Genomic DNA, 17,666 nt, shown 5'->3' with positions numbered 1-17,666 from the left:
TCACCGAATGCGCGCCGACCACGATGCGGGTGCCGCGCACCGAATCCTCAATGTCGGCCATCGGCGAGACGCGGGCGCTGTGGGCAATCTGGATCGTCATGTCAGTTCCCCAGGAACCGGATTTCCGGGATCGCGACAGCAAGCTGCCCGCCCCATCTCCGCGATGTAGGTCCAGCTGCGTCGGCCACCTCGCTCGGCGCAGGTTCCAGGGCAGGATCAGCACGTAGTCTGGACGTCGTGCGCGCGCAGGTGCGCCTCGCTCACCACCGGGATGTGGCTGCCGGGCAGGTACTGGCCTTGTTTGGCGGGGTTCTTGTCCACCACGTAGGGCAGCAGGTCGGGCCGCACGCCCGCGAAGTTGAGCAGGGTGTTGCCCTTGGCCGCCGCGCCGTAGGCGCCCACCGTGCCTGCCTGCGCGCTTCTGCTCGAGCAGAAATGTGAGCAGCTCGCGCTTGACCCGTATGGCCTGGACCTGGAAATCGCTGTAAAAACCTGCGCCCAGCATGCCCGCCGCTGCCTCGGTGGCCAGCAGTTGCTGCACGCGGGCAGCGCCGTCCGCGTGCCTGCGGGTGCGCCACCGCGTCGGCAGCGGGGCGGCAAACACCCGCAGACTACCGCCGTGCGTGGGCAGCTCCTGCACGTCGAACACCACCAGGCCGTTGGCCGCAAAGATGCGCTGCACCGCCGTGAGCGACAGGTAGGAGTAGTGCTCGTGGTACGCCGTGTCGAACTGGCAGCCCTGCACCATGCGCAGCAGGTGCGGAAACTCGAACGTCGCCACGCCCTGGGGCTTGAGCAGCGGGTGAAGCCGCCCACAAAGTCGTTGATGTCGGGCACATGGGCCAGCACGTTGTTGGCGGCGATCAGGTCGGCCTGGCGGTCGGCGGCGGCCAGCTCGTCGGCCAGGGCCACGCCAAAGAACCGCTCCACCACCGCAATGCCCTTGGCGCGGGCTGCGGCAGCCGTGCTGGCGGTGGGCTCCACGCCGTAGCAGGGGATGCCAGCCGCCTGCACGTACTGCAGCAGGTAGCCGTCGTTGGACGCGACCTCGACCACGCGGCTGGCGGCGGTGAGGCCCAGGCGCTCGCGCATCGCCTCGACATAGGCCTGGGCATGGGCGAGCCAGGACGACGAGAACGAGCTGAAGTAGGCGTAGTCGTCGGTGAACAGCGCCTCGCGCCCGGCGTGGTCTTCGGTCTGCACCAGCCAGCAGGTTTCGCACACCAGCACGCGCAGGGGGAACCAGGTTTCGGGCGCGCGCAGCGCGGCCTCGCTCAGGTAGGCGTTGGACGGCGGCGCGCTGCCCAGGTCCAGGAACGGCAGTTGCAGCGGGCTGCCGCAGTGTCGGCACTTCACAGGCGCACTCCTTCGAATTCTTCGGTCATCCCGGGCTGGCCTGCATCGCGGGGCGACATTTGCCCCACCGGCAGCGGCCAGGCAATGGCCAGGCGCGGATCCAGCGGGTGCAGGCCCGCTTCGGCGGCGGGTGCATAGGCCGCCGAGTGGCAATACAGCAGCTCGGCATGGTCGCTCAGCGCCTGGAAGCCGTGCGCGAAACCGGGCGGGATGAGCAGCGCGCGGCCGTTGTCGGCCGACAGATGCTCGGCATGCCAGTGCAAAAAGGTGGGCGAGCCCTGGCGCAGGTCCACGGCCACGTCCCAGACCTCGCCGCGCAGGCAGCTCACGAGCTTCATCTCGGCGTGCGGCGGCTTTTGGTAGTGCATGCCGCGCACGGTGCCTTTCAATGCGGTGTAGCTCTGGTTGATCTGGGCGATGGCGCCCGTCCAGCCCGCGCCCGCCAGTTCATCGGCGCAGAACAGGCGCGCAAAAAAGCCGCGCTCGTCCACCAGCGGCTGGCGCTGCACGCGGAACAGCCCCGCCAGCGGGCAGCGGCGCCAGGGCGAGGCGGCTCACAGGGCGCCGCCTCCCAGGCGTCGATGTCGGCCAGGCACAGCGCGCGCGCGTCGGCGCCGCCGTGTTGCTGGCGGTACCAGTTCATGGTGCGGGCCACGGCCGTGCTCAGCGACCAGTGCGGGGCCACGCCCAGCACCTGGCGGGCGTGGGCGGTTTCCAGCGCGAGCCAGCCAGCTTCGTGCGGGCCTTGACTCTCATTTTCATAGCTGGTAGCGCTTGATGGATAAGCGCTAGAGGCCAATTCGATCACATTTTTGACCGTGGCAGCCTCATGCGGCAGCGGGCCGAAGTTGTAGGCACCGGCCAGCGTGGGCGTCTCCCACAGGCACTGGGCCAGGCGCAGGTAGGCGGCCAGCGGCTCCAGCACATGCTGCCAGGGGCGCGTGGCCTGGGGGCGGCGGATGTGCAAGGTTGCGCCCTTTTCCCAGGCGCGCACGGCGTCGGGCAGCAGGCGGTCTTGCGCCCAGTCGCCGCCGCCAATCACGTTGCCCGCGCGGGCGGTGGCCACGGCCACGCCCTGTGCGGCCAGAAAGGAATCGCGGTAGCTGGCCGTGACCAGTTCGGCGGCGGCCTTGCTGGCGCTGTAGGGGTCGTGCCCGCCCAGCGCGTCGTCTTCGCGGTAGGGGTAGGCCCATTCGCGGTTGCGGTAGACCTTGTCGGTGGTGACCACCACGGCCACGCGCACGCCGGCCAGGCCGCGCAGCGCATCCAGCACATGGGCCGTGCCCATGACGTTGGTGGCGAAGGTGTCGAGCGGCGCCGCATAGCTAGGCCGCACCAGCGCCTGCGCGGCCAGGTGCAGCACCACTTCGGGCCGGGCGGCGCGCACGCGGCCATCGGCCGCCTGGGCGCTCGCGGATGTCGCACAAGTCGGCTCTCGCATAGCCTGGCGCGACCTGCCCCAGCTGGGCCAGGGTGAACAGATTGGGCTCGGTGGCGGGCGGCAGTGCCACGCCGGTGACCTGGGCGCCCAGGCGCTGCAGCCACAGGGCCAGCCAAGCGCCCTTGAAGCCAGTGTGGCCGGTAAGCAACACGCGCTTGCCGCGCCAGAAGTCGGGATCAGGGCGCATCGTGGGTTACCAGCATTTCCAGGGCGCGTTGCCCGATTGCCACAGGTCTTCGAGCAGGTTTTTCTCGCGCAGCGTGTCCATGGGCTGCCAGAAGCCGGTGTGTTCAAAGGCCACGCAACTGGCCGGCTGCGCGCCAGCCGCGCCAGGGGTTCAGCTTCCCAGCTGGTGCTGGTCGTCCGTCGATGCAGGTCGATCACCTCGGGCTGAAGCACAAAAAAGCCGCCGTTGATCCAGCCGCCATCGCCCCGCGGCTTTTCCTCAAACCCGGCCACCGTGTCGCCGTCACGCACCAGGGCGCCGTAGCGGCCCGGCGGCTGCACGGCGGTCACCGTGGCGCTGCGGCCGTGCGCCCGGTGGAAGCGCGAGCGAGCTCGCCGATGTTGACGTCGGACACGCCGTCGCCATAGGTGAAGCAGAAGGCTTCTCATTCTCAGGCATATACGCTTGCACCCGGCGCAGGCGCCCGCCGGTCATGGTGCTTTCGCCGGTGTCCACCAGGGTCACGCGCCAGGGCTCGGCGTGGCGGTGGTGCACTTCCATGCGGTTGTTGGCCATGTCGAAGGTCACATCCGACATGTGCAGGAAGTAGTTGGCGAAATACTCCTTGATCACATAGCCCTTGTAGCCACAGCAGATCACGAAGTCGTTTACGCCATGGGCGGAATACATCTTCATGATGTGCCAAAGGATGGGCTTTCCACCGATCTCGATCATCGGTTTGGGGCGAAGATGGGTCTCCTCCGATATACGGGTGCCCAATCCCCCTGCAAGGATTACTGCTTTCATATAGTCCTGATGTATCGATGGCAATCCGAGTTATTCCAAAGCTTTGAGGCCGCCCAACGCTCGCTGCAATGCCTCGACGACTTTCTTTTGATCGCCATCCCCTAAGCCCGGTGACATCGGAAGACTCATGACCTCCTGCGCAACAAGGTCCCCAATTGGGACCATCACCGTATCGTCGGCTACGGCGGGCTGCTTATTGAGTGGAAGCGGATAGTGCACTGCAGTAGGAATGCCTAACTCGCTCAGCATCTTTTGAACTTGGTCACGCGCCGGCACGCGCACCGTGTACTGGGCCCAGGCGCTGACGTTGTACCCCTCAACATGCGGCGTAGCCTTGACCCCAACCTCATTTAACAGGCGGGTGTAGAGTGCGGCGACCATCTGCCGCAAGCCCAACTCCTGATCCAAAATGGCCAGCTTGGGCAGCAGAATAGCCGCTTGAAGCGTGTCGAGGCGGCTGTTCACGCCGACCCGCACATGATGGTAACGACGCTCCTGCCCATGACGTGCGATCTGGCGCATGACCTTGGCCAACCCATCATCGCTCGTAAAAATTGCGCCGCCATCACCATAACAACCCAAAGGCTTGGTCGGGAAGAAGCTCGCGCAAGCGATGGTACTGAGGTTGCAGCTCTTGTGCCCCTTGTAGCTGGCGCCAAAGCTTTGGGCAGCATCTTCGATAACAGGAATTCCGTGGCGCGCTGCGATGGTATTGATGGCGTCGAAGTCGGCGCACTGGCCGTACAGGCTGACCGGAATGATGGCCTTGGTGCGCGGAGTGATGGACGCCTCCAGCAGTGCCGGATCCAGGTTGTAGGTGCGGGCGTCGATGTCCACGTAGACTGGCTTGGCGCCCAGCAGGGCCACCGTCTCGGCAGTGGCAATGTAAGTGAAACCAGGGGTGATAACTTCATCGCCCGGGCCAACGCCCAACGCCATCAACGCGATCTGCAATGCGTCCGTGCCGTTCGCCACGCTAATGCAGTACTTTGCGCCAGTGTAGGCTACCAGCTTCTCTTCGAGCTCTGCAACTTCAGGGCCGAGAATGAACTGACCATGGTCCATCACGCGCTGGATCGCGGCGTCAATCTGGGGCTTGAGCCGCTGGTACTGGCTCTTGAGGTCAATGAATTCCATGCGAAACTTTTCCTATTTTCAGTCCACCAGCCGACACTGGCCACCCCGCAATTCATACCGTTGCCCGGTCTGCGCGCACACGGCCTCTGCATTCCCGCGTAACGGCAGGCTTAACCGCTCGCCGTGCTGGTTTATCCAGCCAATCTGGCGTGCCGGCACGCCAACCATTAGCGCGTAATCTGGCACGTCATGGTTTACCACGGCACCGGCACCGACAAACGCGTACTGCCCAATCGTGACGCCACAAACGATAGTGGAATTGGCGCCAAGCGTTGCGCCACGACGAACCAGCGTACGCCGGTATTCATCCTTGCGGGTTACGGCGCTGCGCGGGTTATAGACATTGGTGAAGACCATGCTGGGGCCGCAAAAAACGTCGTCCTCCAGCGTTACTGCTTCGTAGACGCTAACATTATTTTGGATCTTGACGTTGTTGCCAATCAGCACATCGTTGCCCACAAACACATTCTGCCCGAAGGAACAGCCCCGGCCGATGCGTGCACCTGCACTGATATGAACCCAATGCCAGACGCGGCTGCCTTCGCCAATATGCGCCCCTGCGTCGACGATGGCCGTGGGATGTATGGTGGTAGTCGCGCCCATCAAAGCTCCAGCGGCAGTCCCACCCGTACGCCATCGCGCGCCGAGCGATAGGCCGCAATCAACACCTCCAGCGACTTCAAGCCTTCGCGACCATCTACATCAGGCTCAGCCTCACCACGCATTGTCCTAATGACGTTGTCGTAGTAGAGGGGATGACCAAAGCCATAGACGCTAGTCGTCGCATAGCTGGCAGCCTTGATCTGCTCATCTTCCGGGCGGCTGTCGGCAAACTGCCACTCTTGGATCTCATTCACGGCCACGCCACCTACCCGCACCGTACCTTTTTCGCCCAGGATGGTGATGGATCCTTCCAAATTTTTGGGATACGTCAGCATGGTGCAGTTCAGCGAGCCAAGCGCACCGTTGCGCCAGCGCACGCTGAGCACGCCGCTGTCTTCCGCTTCAATGTCGCGGGCCAACGTAGCGGTGTAGGCATGCAGGGAGTCTATGGGGCCGATCAGCCACTCCAGGAGGTCCACATAGTGGCTGGCTTGATTCATGAAGGCGCCACCGTCCAACTCCCAGGTACCACGCCACTTCGCCTGATCGTAATAACCCGCCTGGGGCCGTTGCCAGAATACATTGAGAGTCACCATGTAAATCTGGCCAAAGCGCTTTTGGCTGACAGCCTGCTTGAGCAATTGCAGCGTAGCGTTTTTGCGGTTTTGCTTGACAACGAAGAGGCGCACACCGGCCTCCTCGCAGGCACGCACCATCTTAAGGCCATCTTCCCACTTGGTAGCCATGGGTTTCTCGCTGAGCACATGGCGTCCGGCGCGGGCCACGTCCACCGCCTGCTGCGGATGGATACCGCTGGGCGTGGTCAGGATTACGCAGTCAGCCGTTGTTTTCTCCAGCATGGCTGATAGGCTGGCGTGGCCTACGGCACCCGTAGCTGTAATCGCATTTTGCAGAGCGGCGGGATCGATATCACATACATCCACTAACTCGGCGTGATCGGCATGCTGGCGGATCGAGTCGAAATGGTTCTTGGCAATCCGGCCACAGCCCACGAGGGCGAAGCGGATTTTACGGTTGGTGATGGGGGTGTTGCTCATGGCGGAACTCACAGTCGGAACACCGTAAAGCCAACGCCCGCGGCGGCGTGGCGGTCGTAAAGGCTCTTGACATCTGCCAGCACAGGCTTCTCCCCGCGGCACAGCACGCGCAATTCACTAGGCTGCGCGTGGCGGTATTCGTTGTGTCCCACCGCGACCACAAGCGCATCCACGGGGCGGGCTGCATCGACGACTCCAAGTTTGATACCGTATTCGTGTTGCACCTCTTCAGCATTTGCCCAGGCATCAGCCACAACGACCTCAACTCCCCAGCCCTCAAACTCGCGCACCATGTCCACCACCTTGCTGTTGCGGATGTCAGGGCAGTTTTCCTTGAAGGTAAGGCCCATCACCCCCACACGGCAGCGCGGGACATCCATGCCGTTTTGCAACATGAGCTTGATCGTATTGCGCGCCACATAGCGCGCCATGTTGTCGTTAATGCGACGCCCGGCCAAAATGACCTGTGGGTGATAGCCCACTTCCTCAGCCTTGTGAGTGAGGTAGTAGGGATCGACACCGATGCAGTGACCACCGACCAGGCCCGGACGGAAGGGCAAGAAGTTCCACTTGCTGCCCGCTGCTTCCAGCACATCCAGCGTATCGATACCCAGACGCGCAAAGATGACAGACAGCTCATTAATAAGTGCAATATTCAGGTCACGCTGGGTGTTCTCGATCACCTTGGCGGCCTCTGCCACCTTCAAGCTGCTGGCCTTATGGGTCCCCGCGGTAATAATGCTGCGATATAGCGCATCCACCGCCTCGGCAACCGCGGGGGTGCTACCGCTGGTGATCTTCTTTATCTTGGTCAGGGTGTTGACCTTGTCACCAGGGTTAATGCGCTCTGGGCTGTAGCCGCAGTAGAAGCCTTGGTTGAATCTCAAGCCGGAAAACTTTTCCAGCACAGGCACGCAAACCTCTTCAGTCGCGCCAGGGTAAACAGTGGATTCATAGATCACCACAGCGTCTTTGGGCAACACTTTACCCACAGTCTCGCTGGCCTTGACCAAGGGCGTCATGTCAGGGCGGTTCGCCGTATCCACCGGTGTCGGCACGGTTACGATGAACACTTGACATTGCTTGAGAAGATTCAGGTCGGCGGTGTAGGTTGCATGACGCGCAGACTGCAGCTCCTCTGCAGACACTTCCAGCGTGCTGTCCTCGCCTGCCTGCAGCTCTGCAATGCGTGCGGCATTAATATCGAAGCCAATCACCTTGCGCGTCTTGGCAAACTCGACTGCCAAGGGCAGACCCACATAGCCAAGGCCGATGACCGCAATCACACCATCAAGTTGCTTCATTTTCCATCCATCCCGTTTACAGACTCGGCCTCCCGACGCAGCTGCTCTATCTCCTCTTGCAGCCGCTCATACTCTGCCATCTTGATCTGCAGAAAGTCCAAGGCCAGACTGCTTTTTGCAGCAATGCCTGAAGGCGTCAGTAAATACGCATAAGCCAGCTTATTGCGGCTACCCCGGAAGTTCTGCAACTTGATAAAACCCTTGGCCAGCAAAGCCTGCACGCAGAAATTAGCCTTACCAAGACTCATACCCAACTCCGCCGCCAGCTCTCGCTGGGTGAGCTGCGGTTTTCTCTCAAGCAGGCGCAGGACCTGCAGGCTGGATTCCTCAGAAGAGACTGGCATTTGGCGCGAGCTTGTTCATTGGTTGAACAATTCTAATCGCCAAATGACGCAGTTCCACCAAGCGCCTAGAAGTGAATTCCCCGCATCATCTGCTGCATCGCAATTGCCTCCGGCGACAGCTTAGGCTTATCCCCAGCCTTGGCCCCCTTGGCTGCCGATGAATCAGGGAACATACGGAAGCTGGTGTTCATGGCGATCTGGGCGATACGAGGCACGAGGGCGTGCAGCACCTGACCAGTAATGCCCAAGCGGGTGGCAATGCGCACCGGCTTACTGATACAGGCGTCAGCCACCATGTCGGCAGCTTGCTCAGGCGACAGCGTGGGCACGTTGTTGTAGATGCCTGTGGGCGCAATCATGGGGGTGCGCACCAGTGGCATATTGATGGTGGTGAAGCTGATGCCCTGGTCGGCAAACTCGCTGGAGGCGCAACGGGTCCACGCATCCAGCGCGGCCTTGGAGGCCACATAGGCGCTGAAGCGGGGCGTTGGTCAGCACGCCAATAGAGCTGATATTGACCACGTGGCCTTTTTTCTTGGCCACCATGCCGGGCAACAGCCCCATGGTCACCCGCAGGCAGCCAAAGTAATTGAGCTGCATGGTGCGCTCATAGTCGTGGAAGCGGTCGTAGCTAGACTCAATGGCGCGGCGGATCGAGCGACCGGCGTTGTTGATGAGGAAGTCCACACCTCCGTGGTTCTCGATCAATAGCTGCACAAACCGATCGCAGTCGGCCATGTCCGCGATATCCGCCGGGTACGCGACAAAATTGTAGCCCTTGGCTTTGGCTTCTTTGCAGGCCTCATCCAGCTTATCTACATCGCGCCCACAAATAATAGTGGTGGCGCCCGCCTCGGCAAACTTGTGCGCAGCCGCCAAGCCGATCCCCGAGGATCCGCCGGTAATCAGCACGACTTTTCCGCCCACGGTACCGCGCAGGGAACGGTCAATGTGCAAGTCGGGATCGAGATGACGCTCCCAGTAATCCCACAGGCGCCAGGCGTAGTCCTTGAGGTTGGGACACTCCACCCCACTGCCCTTGAGCATGGCCTGGGTATCGCGGCAGTCAAAGCGTGTGGGGTAGTTGATAAAGGTGAACATGTCCTCGGGCAAGCCCAGGTCTTTCATAACCGCATTGCGCACGCGCCGCACCGGGGCCAGTGCCATGAGGCTCTTGGTCACGCTGCGCGGAATGAACCCAAGCAGGGCCGCATTCACAAACACATTCATCTTGGGCGCATGCGCAGCCTTGCTGAAGATGTCCAGCACATCGCCGACGCGGTAGCCCACCGGGTCCACCAGGTGGTAGCACTTCTTGGCAATGCCGGCCTTGTGGCTGATGGCGTCCAGCGCGTCCACCACAAAATCCACCGGCACGATGTTGATGCGACCACCTTCGAGACCAATGCCGGGCATCCATGGCGGCAGCAGCTGGCGCATGCGCTGGATCAGTTTGAAGAAATAATACGGGCCGTCGATCTTGTCCATCTCACCGGTCTGGCTGTCGCCCACCACCATGGCGGGGCGATAAACGGACCATGGCACCTTGCAGTCTTTACGCACGATTTTTTCGCTCTCGTGCTTGGTCATGAAATAGGGGTGGTCGTAGTTTTCAGCCTCTTCGAACATGTCCTCCCGGAAGACACCTTCGTACAAGCCCGCAGCAGCGATGGATGACACATGGTGGAAGTGGCCAGCATCAATCGCTTTGGCAAACTCGATGGTGTTGCGGGTACCTTCGATATTGACGGCAATTTGGCTGTCCTCGTCAGCGCCCAAGTCATACACAGCAGCCAAATGGTAAAAATGGTCGACGCTACCTTTCAGAGCCTTGACGGCATCCGCGGCCACACCCAGCTTCTTGCTGGTCAGATCACCAAATACCGGGACTGCCCGAGCAGCACCTTTGGCGTCCTTTAGCCCCCAAAATTCATGCAAGCCCGCAACCTTGTCCTGACTCTCCTTGCGGATCAAAAAGTGCACCACAGCGCCCTTGCGCTCCAGCAGTTTTTTTACAAGGCGCTTGCCAATAAAGCCTGTGGCTCCCGTCACAAAGTACTGCATACATGCTCCAAATAATGAAACCATTTTGGCCGACTTTACAAGCCACCCCGTTCATCGTAAACCCGCAACTGCCACCGTTAGTTAGGCACATCTACACAGACGTGCACTCTGCGCTTAGAGTAAGGGCTAAAGTCGCTCATCCCACACATCCTCAGGAGTTCTCATGGTCAAGAAACTGCAAAAAAACAAACCCACCAAAGCAGCTGGCATCCACCTGTCTGGCTCTGTCAAAGATTCTGCCCAGCAGATCTGGCAGGCTGGCTTGGGCGCCTTTACCCGCGCACAAGCGGAAGGCAGCAAGGCCTTTGAGTCCTTGGTGAAAGAAGGTGTGAGCATTCAACGCAAGACACAGGCAGCCGCAGAAGAAAAGATATCGGAAGCGACGTCCAAGATGTCAACCATGGCCACGGATATTTCCAGCAAAGCTTCCGGTCAGTGGGACAAACTGGAGAACATTTTTGAAGAACGCGTAGCCAAGGCGCTGAACAAGCTGGGTGTCCCCTCGGCCAAAGACGTGGCAGCGCTGATCACCCGCATCGACGACCTGAACAAGGCAGTACAAAAGTTGTCGGCCAAAGCGCCGGCGGGGGCAAAAGCCCCAACGGCCAAGCCCGCATCCAAGCCGGCTGCCAAGAAGGCAGTGCCTGCGGCTGCAAAAAAGGCAGCTAAAGCACCGGCCAAAAAGGCCGCCCCCATCAAGAAGACCGCAAGCAAACGCGCAGCACCTGCAGCTAAACCTGCCGCAGCCAGCAACACCGAAACGCCCGCGTCCCAGGCTTGACCCCGTGTTGGCCTCATAACCTGAAGGGCGCTACGGCGCCCTTTTTTGCGCGCAGCCGAGACTGCTGCAACGCAACAAAAAACGCCCCCACTCGCATCTACACTTTCAGGCCATGAACGTAAAAAAGAAACCCACTCCCAAGATTGCGCTGGCACTGGCGGGGGGAGGTCCCTTGGGCGCGATTTACGAAGTTGGCGCCATGTGCGCGCTAGAAGAATCTCTGGAGGGCCTGGACTTCAACCAGCTGCACCATTACATCGGAGTTTCGGCTGGAGGGTTTATTGCGGCTGCATTGGCAAATGGCCTGACACCGCGAGACATGTGCGCGTCGTTCATCGAAAACGACAGCGCGCCTTCGGAAACCTTTGACCCCTCCTGGCTCATGGAACCGGCCTACGGTGAATTTGTCCGCCGTGGCATCATGCTCCCGGGGCTTGCCTTGCAAGTAGCTTGGCAGGTTTTTAGCGGGCGCAGCTCCTTGCTGCGAGGCTTGGAACGCTTGAGCCCGGGCCTGCCTACCGGCGTTTTCTCCAATGCACAGGTCAACACCCAGCTGGCGCGACTGTTCAGCCAGCCTGGACGCACCAACGATTTTCGCCAGCTCAAAACCAGGCTCACCCTGGTGGCCACCAACCTTGACAGTGGCGAAGCCGCCCCATTCGGACGCCCCGGCTTCGACCACATCCCGATCTCCCAGGCGGTACAGGCCAGCTCGGCTCTGCCGGGGCTTTTTCCTCCTGTGGAGATTGATGACCAGTACTACGTAGACGGCGCGCTCAAGAAGACGATGCATGCGTCAGTGGCTCTGGAAGAAGGTATTGACTTGATGATTTGCCTGAACCCCTTGGTGCCGTTTGACGCCACAGCGCCGCAATTCGACAAGGTCATGCAACGCGGTGTGCCACAAGAAAAGCGAAAAATTCCGCGCATTGTGGATGGCGGCCTGCCCGCTGTGCTGAGCCAGACCTTCCGCTCCATGATCCACTCGCGCATGGAACTGGGCATGAAGCATTACGAACACGCCTACCCCAACACAGACATTTTGTGGATTGAGCCCGACCACCGCGACCCCGAGCTCTACTTGGCCAACACCTTCAGTTATGCCCAGCGTCGCCATCTCGCCGAACATGCTTACCAACAAACACGGCAAATGCTGCGTTCACGCAAGACGGGACTGTCTGCCAAGTTAGCGCGTCATGGCATCAGCTTGAACCAAGTTGCGCTGGATGATCCCAAACGCCATCTGTGCCTGCCCAAGAAGCCCCCCACGGAACTGGGGCGTGCGATTGCAACACTCCAAGAGCTGATGGATGACTTGGGCCATCTGGTGGCCGCGCCCGCCGCTGCCAAGGCCCTGCACTGAAGGTACCCGATGGTCAAAAAAGCCCCTCGCCGCACCGCCGAACGGATTCTGGAAGTCACGCTGGAGCTGTTCAACCGCTTTGGTGAACCCAACGTCTCCACCACGCTGATTTCTGCCGAACTGGGCATCAGCCCCGGCAACCTCTATTACCACTACCCGGCCAAAGACGAGCTCATCAACTCGTTGTTTGACCGCTACGAGCGCTCCCTCAACGAAGTGCTCAACGCCAGCGACAACGTGCGCGATGTAGAAGACGCCTGGTTCTTCATGCACACCCTGTTCGAGCTGATCTGGCAGTACCGCTTTCTGTACCGCGACCTCAACGACCTGCTCAGCAAGAACCGCCGCCTGGAGACCCACTTCCAGAGCGTGCTCAAGAACAAGACCCGCTCCATCCGCGCGCTGCTGGAGAGCATGGCGCGCTCTGGCGCACTCCGCATGGACGCCCGCGAGATGGAGCCCACCGCCACCAGCATGGTGGTGGTGCTGACCTACTGGCTGAGCTTTGAGTACGTGCGTGACCCCCGCAACGCCCTAGAACCCGCCAGCGCCCAGGCCGCCCTCATGCGTGGTGCGCACCATGTGCTCAACCTGCTGGTGCCCTACCTGGAGCCTCAGCAGCGTACCCACCTGCTCACCCTGGCAGGGGCCTACACCAGCCCCTGACACTGCATGACCACTTGGACCGCCTTCCCCTACCCCGAACGGCATGTATTCGATGCGGCAGGCGTGCGTGCCCAGTGGGCGGTCTTGCACCGCGGGGACCAGGAGCCCCTGCCCACCGACCCGCGCGTGCTGGAAGCCTGGGTGCTGTACCACCGGGGCGAGTTTCAGGCAGCAGCCCAGGCAGGCGATGCCTTTGGTGCGGCGGGCGCTGTGGTTGCCAACAAAGCCCGCCTGATCTATGCAGACTACCTGGAGCCCGGAGAAAAAGCGCGTCTAGACCTGTTCATGGACGTTGCCAAGCGCTGCGAGGCCCTAACCGAACAAGCCCCCGACTGCGCGAACGCCCACTACCTGCACGGCTACGCGCTGGGCCGCTACAGCCAGGGCGTGAGTGTTGCGAAAGCTCTGGCCAAAGGCATTGGCGCAAAAGTGAAGACTGCGTTTGAAACCACCTTGGCATTGCAGCCCGAGCATGCCGACGCCTACATTGCATTGGCCGCCTTCCATGCAGAGGTCATCGACAAGGTGGGGGCGCTGATTGGTCAACTCACCTACGGTGCCAAACGTGAAACGGCCCTCAATTTGTTTGCCGAGGGCATGACCCGCATTCCCCAAGCGGCCATTGCCCTCACCGAATACGGCAAGGCTTTGCTAATGTTGGACGGCGACATACGCATAGCGGAGGCGCAACGCCTCTATGAAGAAGCCGCCAGCATCGCCCCCCTGGATGCCATGGAGCATTTGGGTGTGGACCGCGTAGTGGCCGAGCTCAGCGCCTGAGTCGCACGAAAGCTCAATCTCCCCAGGGCAGCATCAGGGTCAGCATGGAGAGCTTGGCAAACTCGGGCTCAAACTGGTCGATGATTTGCTGCGGGTCCGGGCACAGCTTGGCGTCTGACACCACGCCAAACTGCACACCGCCGCCATAACTCAGAATGGATACACCCAGTCCAACAGAACCGCTTTGCGGCACCCAGAACAGCGTCTCTTCAATGGTCGAGCCGCAAATCTTGAGCTTCTCGCGTGGCCCCGGCACATTGGTCATCACGGCCGTGGTCTTCTTCGAGAACAGGTTGAGCAGCGCATCCTGCGCGGGCTTGATGAGCAGGCCCGCCACCGCCAGCAGGCCGAAGGCCAGCAGTGGCTGCATGCTGCCCTTGAGCCCGCGCATGCGGCTGCGTACTTCGTAGACCCGTTCCACCGGATTCTCCACACCAATGGGCAGCACCAGCGGGGCCAAGCCAAACTGGTTGCCCAGCTTGTAGGCCTGCTCCATGGGGCGCAGGTTCACCGGCACCATGGCGCGAATCTCCTTGCCAGCCACCGCCTCGCCCTGCTCCTTCAGGTACTCGCCGATGGCGCCAGCCACACAGCTCAGCAGCACATCATTGATCGAGCAATTGAGCGCCTTGCCAACGGCCTTCACCTCTTCCAACGGAATCGGCGGGCACCACGCCACGCGCTTGCGGTTGCCCGGCAGGCCCTTGAGGCGGGTGGGCGAGTCGTCGGGCATCAAGGCCAGCGAGGCCAGATCGGCCACCACCTGGTAGGCCATCTTGGCGGCATCCACCGAGTTGTGCATGCCCTGCTCCATGCCTTTTTGCGGCTCCATGAGCAGGCCCATGGAACGGGCCGCGCCCTCGCCCGCCGCGCCCAGCGCCTTCACCGTCATGCTGGTAAAGGGTTTGAGCAGCGCGTTGGCGATCCACTCCTCGGCCCCCTCCAGTCCTTCCGCGCGGGCCTGGCGTGGGGTGCGTTGGGGTGGCGGAGCACCGCCGTCCACCAGGGATTGGGTGACCGAAATCAGCGCAATGCCATCGGCAATGCAGTGATGTATACGCACCATGAGGGCCGAACCACCTTTGTAGTCTTCCACCAAATGCATCTGCCACAGCGGATGCTGCTTGTCCAGCGGCTCCATGGTGAGCTGGGCCAGACGGTCTTGCAACGCCTCTTGCTCGCGGCCCGCAGGCTTTTTGGCCAGCGTCTCCGTCACCAGGTGGTTGCGAATGTCGAAGGCCGGATCTTTCACCCAGGTGGCACCGGCCGCATCTTCCACGGCACACTGCACAAAACGCGGGTACTTGAGCAGGCGCTCCTCAATGCGCTGCTGCAGGTCAGCCAGTTTGAGCTTGGGGTGAATCACCCACACACCCACAATCATCATTAGGTTGGCCGCAGAGTCCATGCGCAACCACGCGGTATCCACTTTGCTCATGCGTTCGCCGTTCAGGCCCAGCGAACCCGCCACGGCCTTGGTCACATTCTTCTGGACGACCCGTGCGGCTTTTTGGGCCTGGCGGGTCGCTTTCTTGGCTACCGGACCGACGGGAGCCACGGTGGCTGCGACACGGCGCTTGGCCTTCTGGGCTACATCTTTGGCAAGAACTCGGGTGACCATGGATTCTCCGGGCGAAACAGGGGTTGGGGGTGCTCACCTATTCTGCAGTGAAAACGCCCCTTAAGATACGCGGGTAACCATCAATGGAGAACACCATGGCCGACCTGAAAGCCGCTTTTGAAGCCGCCGTTGCAAATTCCAAAAACCTGAGCGAACGCCCCGACAACGGCACCCTGCTCAAAATCTACGCGCTCTACAAGCAAGCCACCGCCGGTGACAACGCCGAGAAGAAGCCAGGCTTCGCCGACATGGTGGGACGCGCCAAGTGGGACGCCTGGAATGGATTCAAAGGCACCAGCAACGACGACGCGATGCAGCAGTACATCGACCTGATTGAGTCTTTGAGCTAAATCAGGCCCTAGCCCTCGTATTTGCTGCGCAAGCAGCTATCAAAAAAGTAGCGCCTAGCGCTACTTTTTTTTCGCCGCCGCTTTGGGCTTGGCGGTCTTGGGGGCCAGCAGCTGGTCCAGGTTCTTGACAATCTCCGCCTCAATCTTGTCTTTGAAAGCACCCAGCAAAAAACCCAGTTTGGCATTCAGCTCAAACTGGTCCTTGGTCACCAAGAGGGTTCCGTTGACCCCAGAGCGCTTGAAGCTCACTTCGTCTTCGGTCTTGCCCTCGGCGTACACACACTCCATGTCGAACTCTTGCTCCACTTGCTCGGCCCATTCAAATGCAATTTTGCGGGCGCCAGCCAGGCCCAGGGTGTGTTCGCGAAGAATATGAAGGTCTGCCACGGTGCTGCTCCTCGTTGAAATGCGTTTGGGGTAAAAGAGTGGGCACATTGCACCATAAAACCGGAGTCCATCGCCATGCTGTACAAGTTCAAATCCAAAGTCTCCAGCGACGTCATCATGCTGGAACCCAATGGTCGCCAGATCCTGCAAATCTGGGGCAAGTTCGAGGAAGGTGCGCCCGCCAAAGGCATCCTCCTGCCAGAAGATATGCCGGCTGCAAAGGCGGCGCTGGAGGCGGCCATTGCACAAGAGGAAGCCCAGCGGGCCCAGGCCGCGCTGGAAGCACAGGCCAGCGGCGAGGACACCCATGTACCCGGCATCTCGCTGCGCCAGCGCGCCAAGCCCTTGCTGGACATGCTGCAACGCAGCCTGAAGGCCCAAAAAGAAATCGTCTGGGGCACCTAGGCGCCACCAGACGATGGGGGTCTCGGCCCCTCACGGGGCACAGAAACGCAGGCTTAGTCGGCGTACACGCCAGCGGCCTTGATCACAGGGCTCCACTTGGCGATTTCAGCAGCCACAAATTTCTTGTGCTCAGCGGGCTCCATGCGCTTGTCGGTCACCACCACCGCACCCAAAGCTTCCTGCTTCTTGATGAAGTCGGGGTCTTTGAGCGCAACCTTCACGGCAGCGTTGAGCTTGGCTGCCACGTCGGCGGGCAGACCCTTGGGGCCATAAAGGCCGTGCCAAATCGAAACCTCAAACCCCTTGAGACCGGAGTCATTCAGGGTGGGCAAGTCTTTCAGGGCGGGCGTGGTCAATGGCTTGGGAGAAGTCACCGCGTAGGCAAGCACCTTCTTGGCTTCGATTTGTGCTGTTGTGTTGGTGGTTTGGTCGCACATGAAGTCGATTTGGCCACCAATCAAGTCGGTCATGGCTGGCGCAGTTCCCTTGTAGGGAACCGTGGTCATGTCCACAGCCATGGCGTTCTGGAACATCAGCCCGCACAGGTGCGAAGCGGAACCAATACCGGCGTTACCCAAATTGATTTTCCCCTTGTTCTGCCCGATCCAAGTCGAGAGCTCTTTGAAATTCTTGGCAGGCAACGAGGGGCGGCCAATCAAGGTCATGGGCACATCGTTGACCAAACCCAAATAATCAAAATCACTTTCGACTTTGTAGGGAATGTTGCGCAACAGGGTCGGCAGCGTTGCCATCCCGATATGGTGCAACAACAGGGTGTAGCCATCGGGTGCTGCCTTGGCTACCTTGTTGGCACCGATAGAGCCACCGGCACCGGCAGCGTTGTCCACGACAACGCTCACACCACCCAACGGCTTGCGCATGGCTTCGGCCAAGTCACGGGCCACACGGTCGGTGGGGCCACCTGCGGCGAAAGGCACAACAAGCGTAATAGGCTTGGATGGATAGTCTTGTGCCTGAGCACCAATGGCAGCCAAAGCAGCCGCAACGACGAGCAGTTTTTTCATGTTTCAGT

The 17,666-nt window shown here is 60.9% G+C and carries 15 protein-coding genes and 4 pseudogenes; 6 read left to right on the top strand and 13 right to left on the bottom strand.

Features of this window, described 5'->3' with window-relative positions; translation table 11 throughout:
- Positions 1 to 101: 101 nt before the first annotated feature.
- From U5O12_RS21260 to U5O12_RS18640, 10 genes and pseudogenes are all read right to left on the bottom strand, one after another.
- Positions 102 to 1,356 (bottom strand): annotated as a pseudogene (locus U5O12_RS21260) (class I SAM-dependent methyltransferase).
- The gene (locus tag U5O12_RS18680) at positions 1,353 to 1,847 is read right to left on the bottom strand and encodes a dTDP-4-dehydrorhamnose 3,5-epimerase family protein (RefSeq protein ID WP_416221528.1); all 495 of its coding nucleotides are present in this window, start codon (positions 1,845 to 1,847) and stop codon (positions 1,353 to 1,355) included. Before U5O12_RS18680 ends, U5O12_RS21260 begins: the two are co-directional and overlap by 4 nt.
- A 71-nt stretch (positions 1,848 to 1,918) precedes the next feature.
- Positions 1,919 to 2,984, bottom strand: a pseudogene (rfbG, locus tag U5O12_RS18675) (CDP-glucose 4,6-dehydratase); the annotation flags it as partial.
- Between the two features lie 6 nt (positions 2,985 to 2,990).
- Positions 2,991 to 3,770, bottom strand: a pseudogene (rfbF, locus tag U5O12_RS18670) (glucose-1-phosphate cytidylyltransferase).
- A 30-nt stretch (positions 3,771 to 3,800) separates the two neighbouring features.
- Complete coding sequence (locus U5O12_RS18665) at positions 3,801 to 4,907, bottom strand: DegT/DnrJ/EryC1/StrS family aminotransferase (RefSeq protein WP_322580089.1); 1,107 nt, start codon at positions 4,905 to 4,907, stop codon at positions 3,801 to 3,803.
- An 18-nt stretch (positions 4,908 to 4,925) separates the two neighbouring features.
- Positions 4,926 to 5,510, bottom strand: coding sequence for an acyltransferase (locus U5O12_RS18660; protein ID WP_322580088.1), 585 nt, complete (start codon positions 5,508 to 5,510; stop codon positions 4,926 to 4,928).
- On the bottom strand, positions 5,510 to 6,568 hold the full coding sequence (locus tag U5O12_RS18655) for a Gfo/Idh/MocA family oxidoreductase (protein WP_322580087.1): 1,059 nt from the start codon (positions 6,566 to 6,568) through the stop codon (positions 5,510 to 5,512). Before U5O12_RS18655 ends, U5O12_RS18660 begins: the two co-directional genes overlap by 1 nt.
- Positions 6,569 to 6,576: 8 nt before the next feature.
- Positions 6,577 to 7,872 (bottom strand): nucleotide sugar dehydrogenase, encoded by a 1,296-nt coding sequence (locus U5O12_RS18650; RefSeq protein WP_322580086.1) that lies wholly within the window; start codon positions 7,870 to 7,872, stop codon positions 6,577 to 6,579.
- On the bottom strand, positions 7,869 to 8,216 hold the full coding sequence (locus tag U5O12_RS18645) for a MarR family EPS-associated transcriptional regulator (RefSeq protein WP_322580085.1): 348 nt from the start codon (positions 8,214 to 8,216) through the stop codon (positions 7,869 to 7,871). Before U5O12_RS18645 ends, U5O12_RS18650 begins: the two co-directional genes overlap by 4 nt.
- Before the next feature lie 65 nt (positions 8,217 to 8,281).
- Positions 8,282 to 10,280: pseudogene (locus U5O12_RS18640) on the bottom strand (SDR family oxidoreductase).
- A gap of 163 nt (positions 10,281 to 10,443) precedes the next feature.
- On the opposite strand from U5O12_RS18640, the gene U5O12_RS18635 reads away from it, so the two are divergent.
- The 4 genes from U5O12_RS18635 (at position 10,444) to U5O12_RS18620 (ending at position 13,870) form a co-directional block, all read left to right on the top strand.
- Positions 10,444 to 11,061, top strand: a complete 618-nt coding sequence (locus U5O12_RS18635) for a phasin family protein (protein ID WP_322580084.1) — start codon at positions 10,444 to 10,446, stop codon at positions 11,059 to 11,061.
- 112 nt (positions 11,062 to 11,173) lie between these two features.
- Entirely contained in the window at positions 11,174 to 12,424 is a 1,251-nt protein-coding gene (locus U5O12_RS18630; RefSeq protein WP_322580083.1) for a patatin-like phospholipase family protein, read from the top strand.
- Between the two features lie 9 nt (positions 12,425 to 12,433).
- A complete protein-coding gene (locus U5O12_RS18625) occupies positions 12,434 to 13,090 on the top strand; it encodes a TetR/AcrR family transcriptional regulator (RefSeq protein WP_094481862.1) in 657 nt (218 codons plus the stop codon).
- 6 nt (positions 13,091 to 13,096) lie between these two features.
- Positions 13,097 to 13,870 carry a hypothetical protein gene (locus tag U5O12_RS18620; protein ID WP_322580082.1) on the top strand — a complete coding sequence of 258 codons (774 nt, stop codon included), beginning with the start codon at positions 13,097 to 13,099 and terminating at the stop codon, positions 13,868 to 13,870.
- Positions 13,871 to 13,883: 13 nt separating this feature from the next.
- On the opposite strand, the gene U5O12_RS18615 is transcribed toward U5O12_RS18620, so the two are convergent.
- Positions 13,884 to 15,491 carry a wax ester/triacylglycerol synthase family O-acyltransferase gene (locus U5O12_RS18615; protein ID WP_322580081.1) on the bottom strand — a complete coding sequence of 536 codons (1,608 nt, stop codon included), beginning with the start codon at positions 15,489 to 15,491 and terminating at the stop codon, positions 13,884 to 13,886.
- Positions 15,492 to 15,586: 95 nt separating this feature from the next.
- Between U5O12_RS18615 and U5O12_RS18610 the strand changes: the two genes are divergently transcribed.
- On the top strand, positions 15,587 to 15,841 hold the full coding sequence (locus tag U5O12_RS18610; RefSeq protein WP_315495553.1) for an acyl-CoA-binding protein: 255 nt from the start codon (positions 15,587 to 15,589) through the stop codon (positions 15,839 to 15,841).
- 60 nt (positions 15,842 to 15,901) lie between these two features.
- Here the strand turns inward: U5O12_RS18610 and U5O12_RS18605 are convergent, their stop codons facing one another.
- Complete coding sequence (locus U5O12_RS18605) at positions 15,902 to 16,228, bottom strand: polyhydroxyalkanoic acid system family protein (protein WP_322580080.1); 327 nt, start codon at positions 16,226 to 16,228, stop codon at positions 15,902 to 15,904.
- A 75-nt stretch (positions 16,229 to 16,303) separates the two neighbouring features.
- Here U5O12_RS18605 and U5O12_RS18600 point away from each other — a divergent pair, with 75 nt between their 5' ends.
- Positions 16,304 to 16,633, top strand: coding sequence for a DUF1840 domain-containing protein (locus U5O12_RS18600; protein WP_322580079.1), 330 nt, complete (start codon positions 16,304 to 16,306; stop codon positions 16,631 to 16,633).
- 53 nt (positions 16,634 to 16,686) lie between these two features.
- Here U5O12_RS18600 and U5O12_RS18595 read toward each other — a convergent pair whose 3' ends face one another.
- Complete coding sequence (locus U5O12_RS18595) at positions 16,687 to 17,658, bottom strand: tripartite tricarboxylate transporter substrate-binding protein (RefSeq protein WP_322580078.1); 972 nt, start codon at positions 17,656 to 17,658, stop codon at positions 16,687 to 16,689.
- Between the last annotated feature and the right edge of the window lie 8 nt (positions 17,659 to 17,666).

This window comes from Rhodoferax sp. (assembly GCF_034519335.1).
GTDB lineage: Bacteria > Pseudomonadota > Gammaproteobacteria > Burkholderiales > Burkholderiaceae_C > Allorhodoferax.
Note: the sequence above shows the minus strand (reverse complement) of the source record. Positions and strands in the feature narration are given on the sequence as shown.

Excerpts from the sequence above, each read along its gene's own strand:
- U5O12_RS18665 (WP_322580089.1), bottom strand. The coding sequence starts at position 4,907 with ATGGAATTCATTGACCTCAAGAGCCAGTACCAGCGGCTCAAGCCCCAG.
- U5O12_RS18660 (WP_322580088.1), bottom strand. The coding sequence starts at position 5,510 with ATGGGCGCGACTACCACCATACATCCCACGGCCATCGTCGACGCAGGG.
- U5O12_RS18655 (WP_322580087.1), bottom strand. The coding sequence starts at position 6,568 with ATGAGCAACACCCCCATCACCAACCGTAAAATCCGCTTCGCCCTCGTG.
- U5O12_RS18650 (WP_322580086.1), bottom strand. The coding sequence starts at position 7,872 with ATGAAGCAACTTGATGGTGTGATTGCGGTCATCGGCCTTGGCTATGTG.
- U5O12_RS18645 (WP_322580085.1), bottom strand. The coding sequence starts at position 8,216 with ATGCCAGTCTCTTCTGAGGAATCCAGCCTGCAGGTCCTGCGCCTGCTT.
- U5O12_RS18635 (WP_322580084.1), top strand. The coding sequence starts at position 10,444 with ATGGTCAAGAAACTGCAAAAAAACAAACCCACCAAAGCAGCTGGCATC.
- U5O12_RS18630 (WP_322580083.1), top strand. The coding sequence starts at position 11,174 with ATGAACGTAAAAAAGAAACCCACTCCCAAGATTGCGCTGGCACTGGCG.
- U5O12_RS18625 (WP_094481862.1), top strand. The coding sequence starts at position 12,434 with ATGGTCAAAAAAGCCCCTCGCCGCACCGCCGAACGGATTCTGGAAGTC.
- U5O12_RS18620 (WP_322580082.1), top strand. The coding sequence starts at position 13,097 with ATGACCACTTGGACCGCCTTCCCCTACCCCGAACGGCATGTATTCGAT.
- U5O12_RS18615 (WP_322580081.1), bottom strand. The coding sequence starts at position 15,491 with ATGGTCACCCGAGTTCTTGCCAAAGATGTAGCCCAGAAGGCCAAGCGC.
- U5O12_RS18610 (WP_315495553.1), top strand. The coding sequence starts at position 15,587 with ATGGCCGACCTGAAAGCCGCTTTTGAAGCCGCCGTTGCAAATTCCAAA.
- U5O12_RS18600 (WP_322580079.1), top strand. The coding sequence starts at position 16,304 with ATGCTGTACAAGTTCAAATCCAAAGTCTCCAGCGACGTCATCATGCTG.
- U5O12_RS18595 (WP_322580078.1), bottom strand. The coding sequence starts at position 17,658 with ATGAAAAAACTGCTCGTCGTTGCGGCTGCTTTGGCTGCCATTGGTGCT.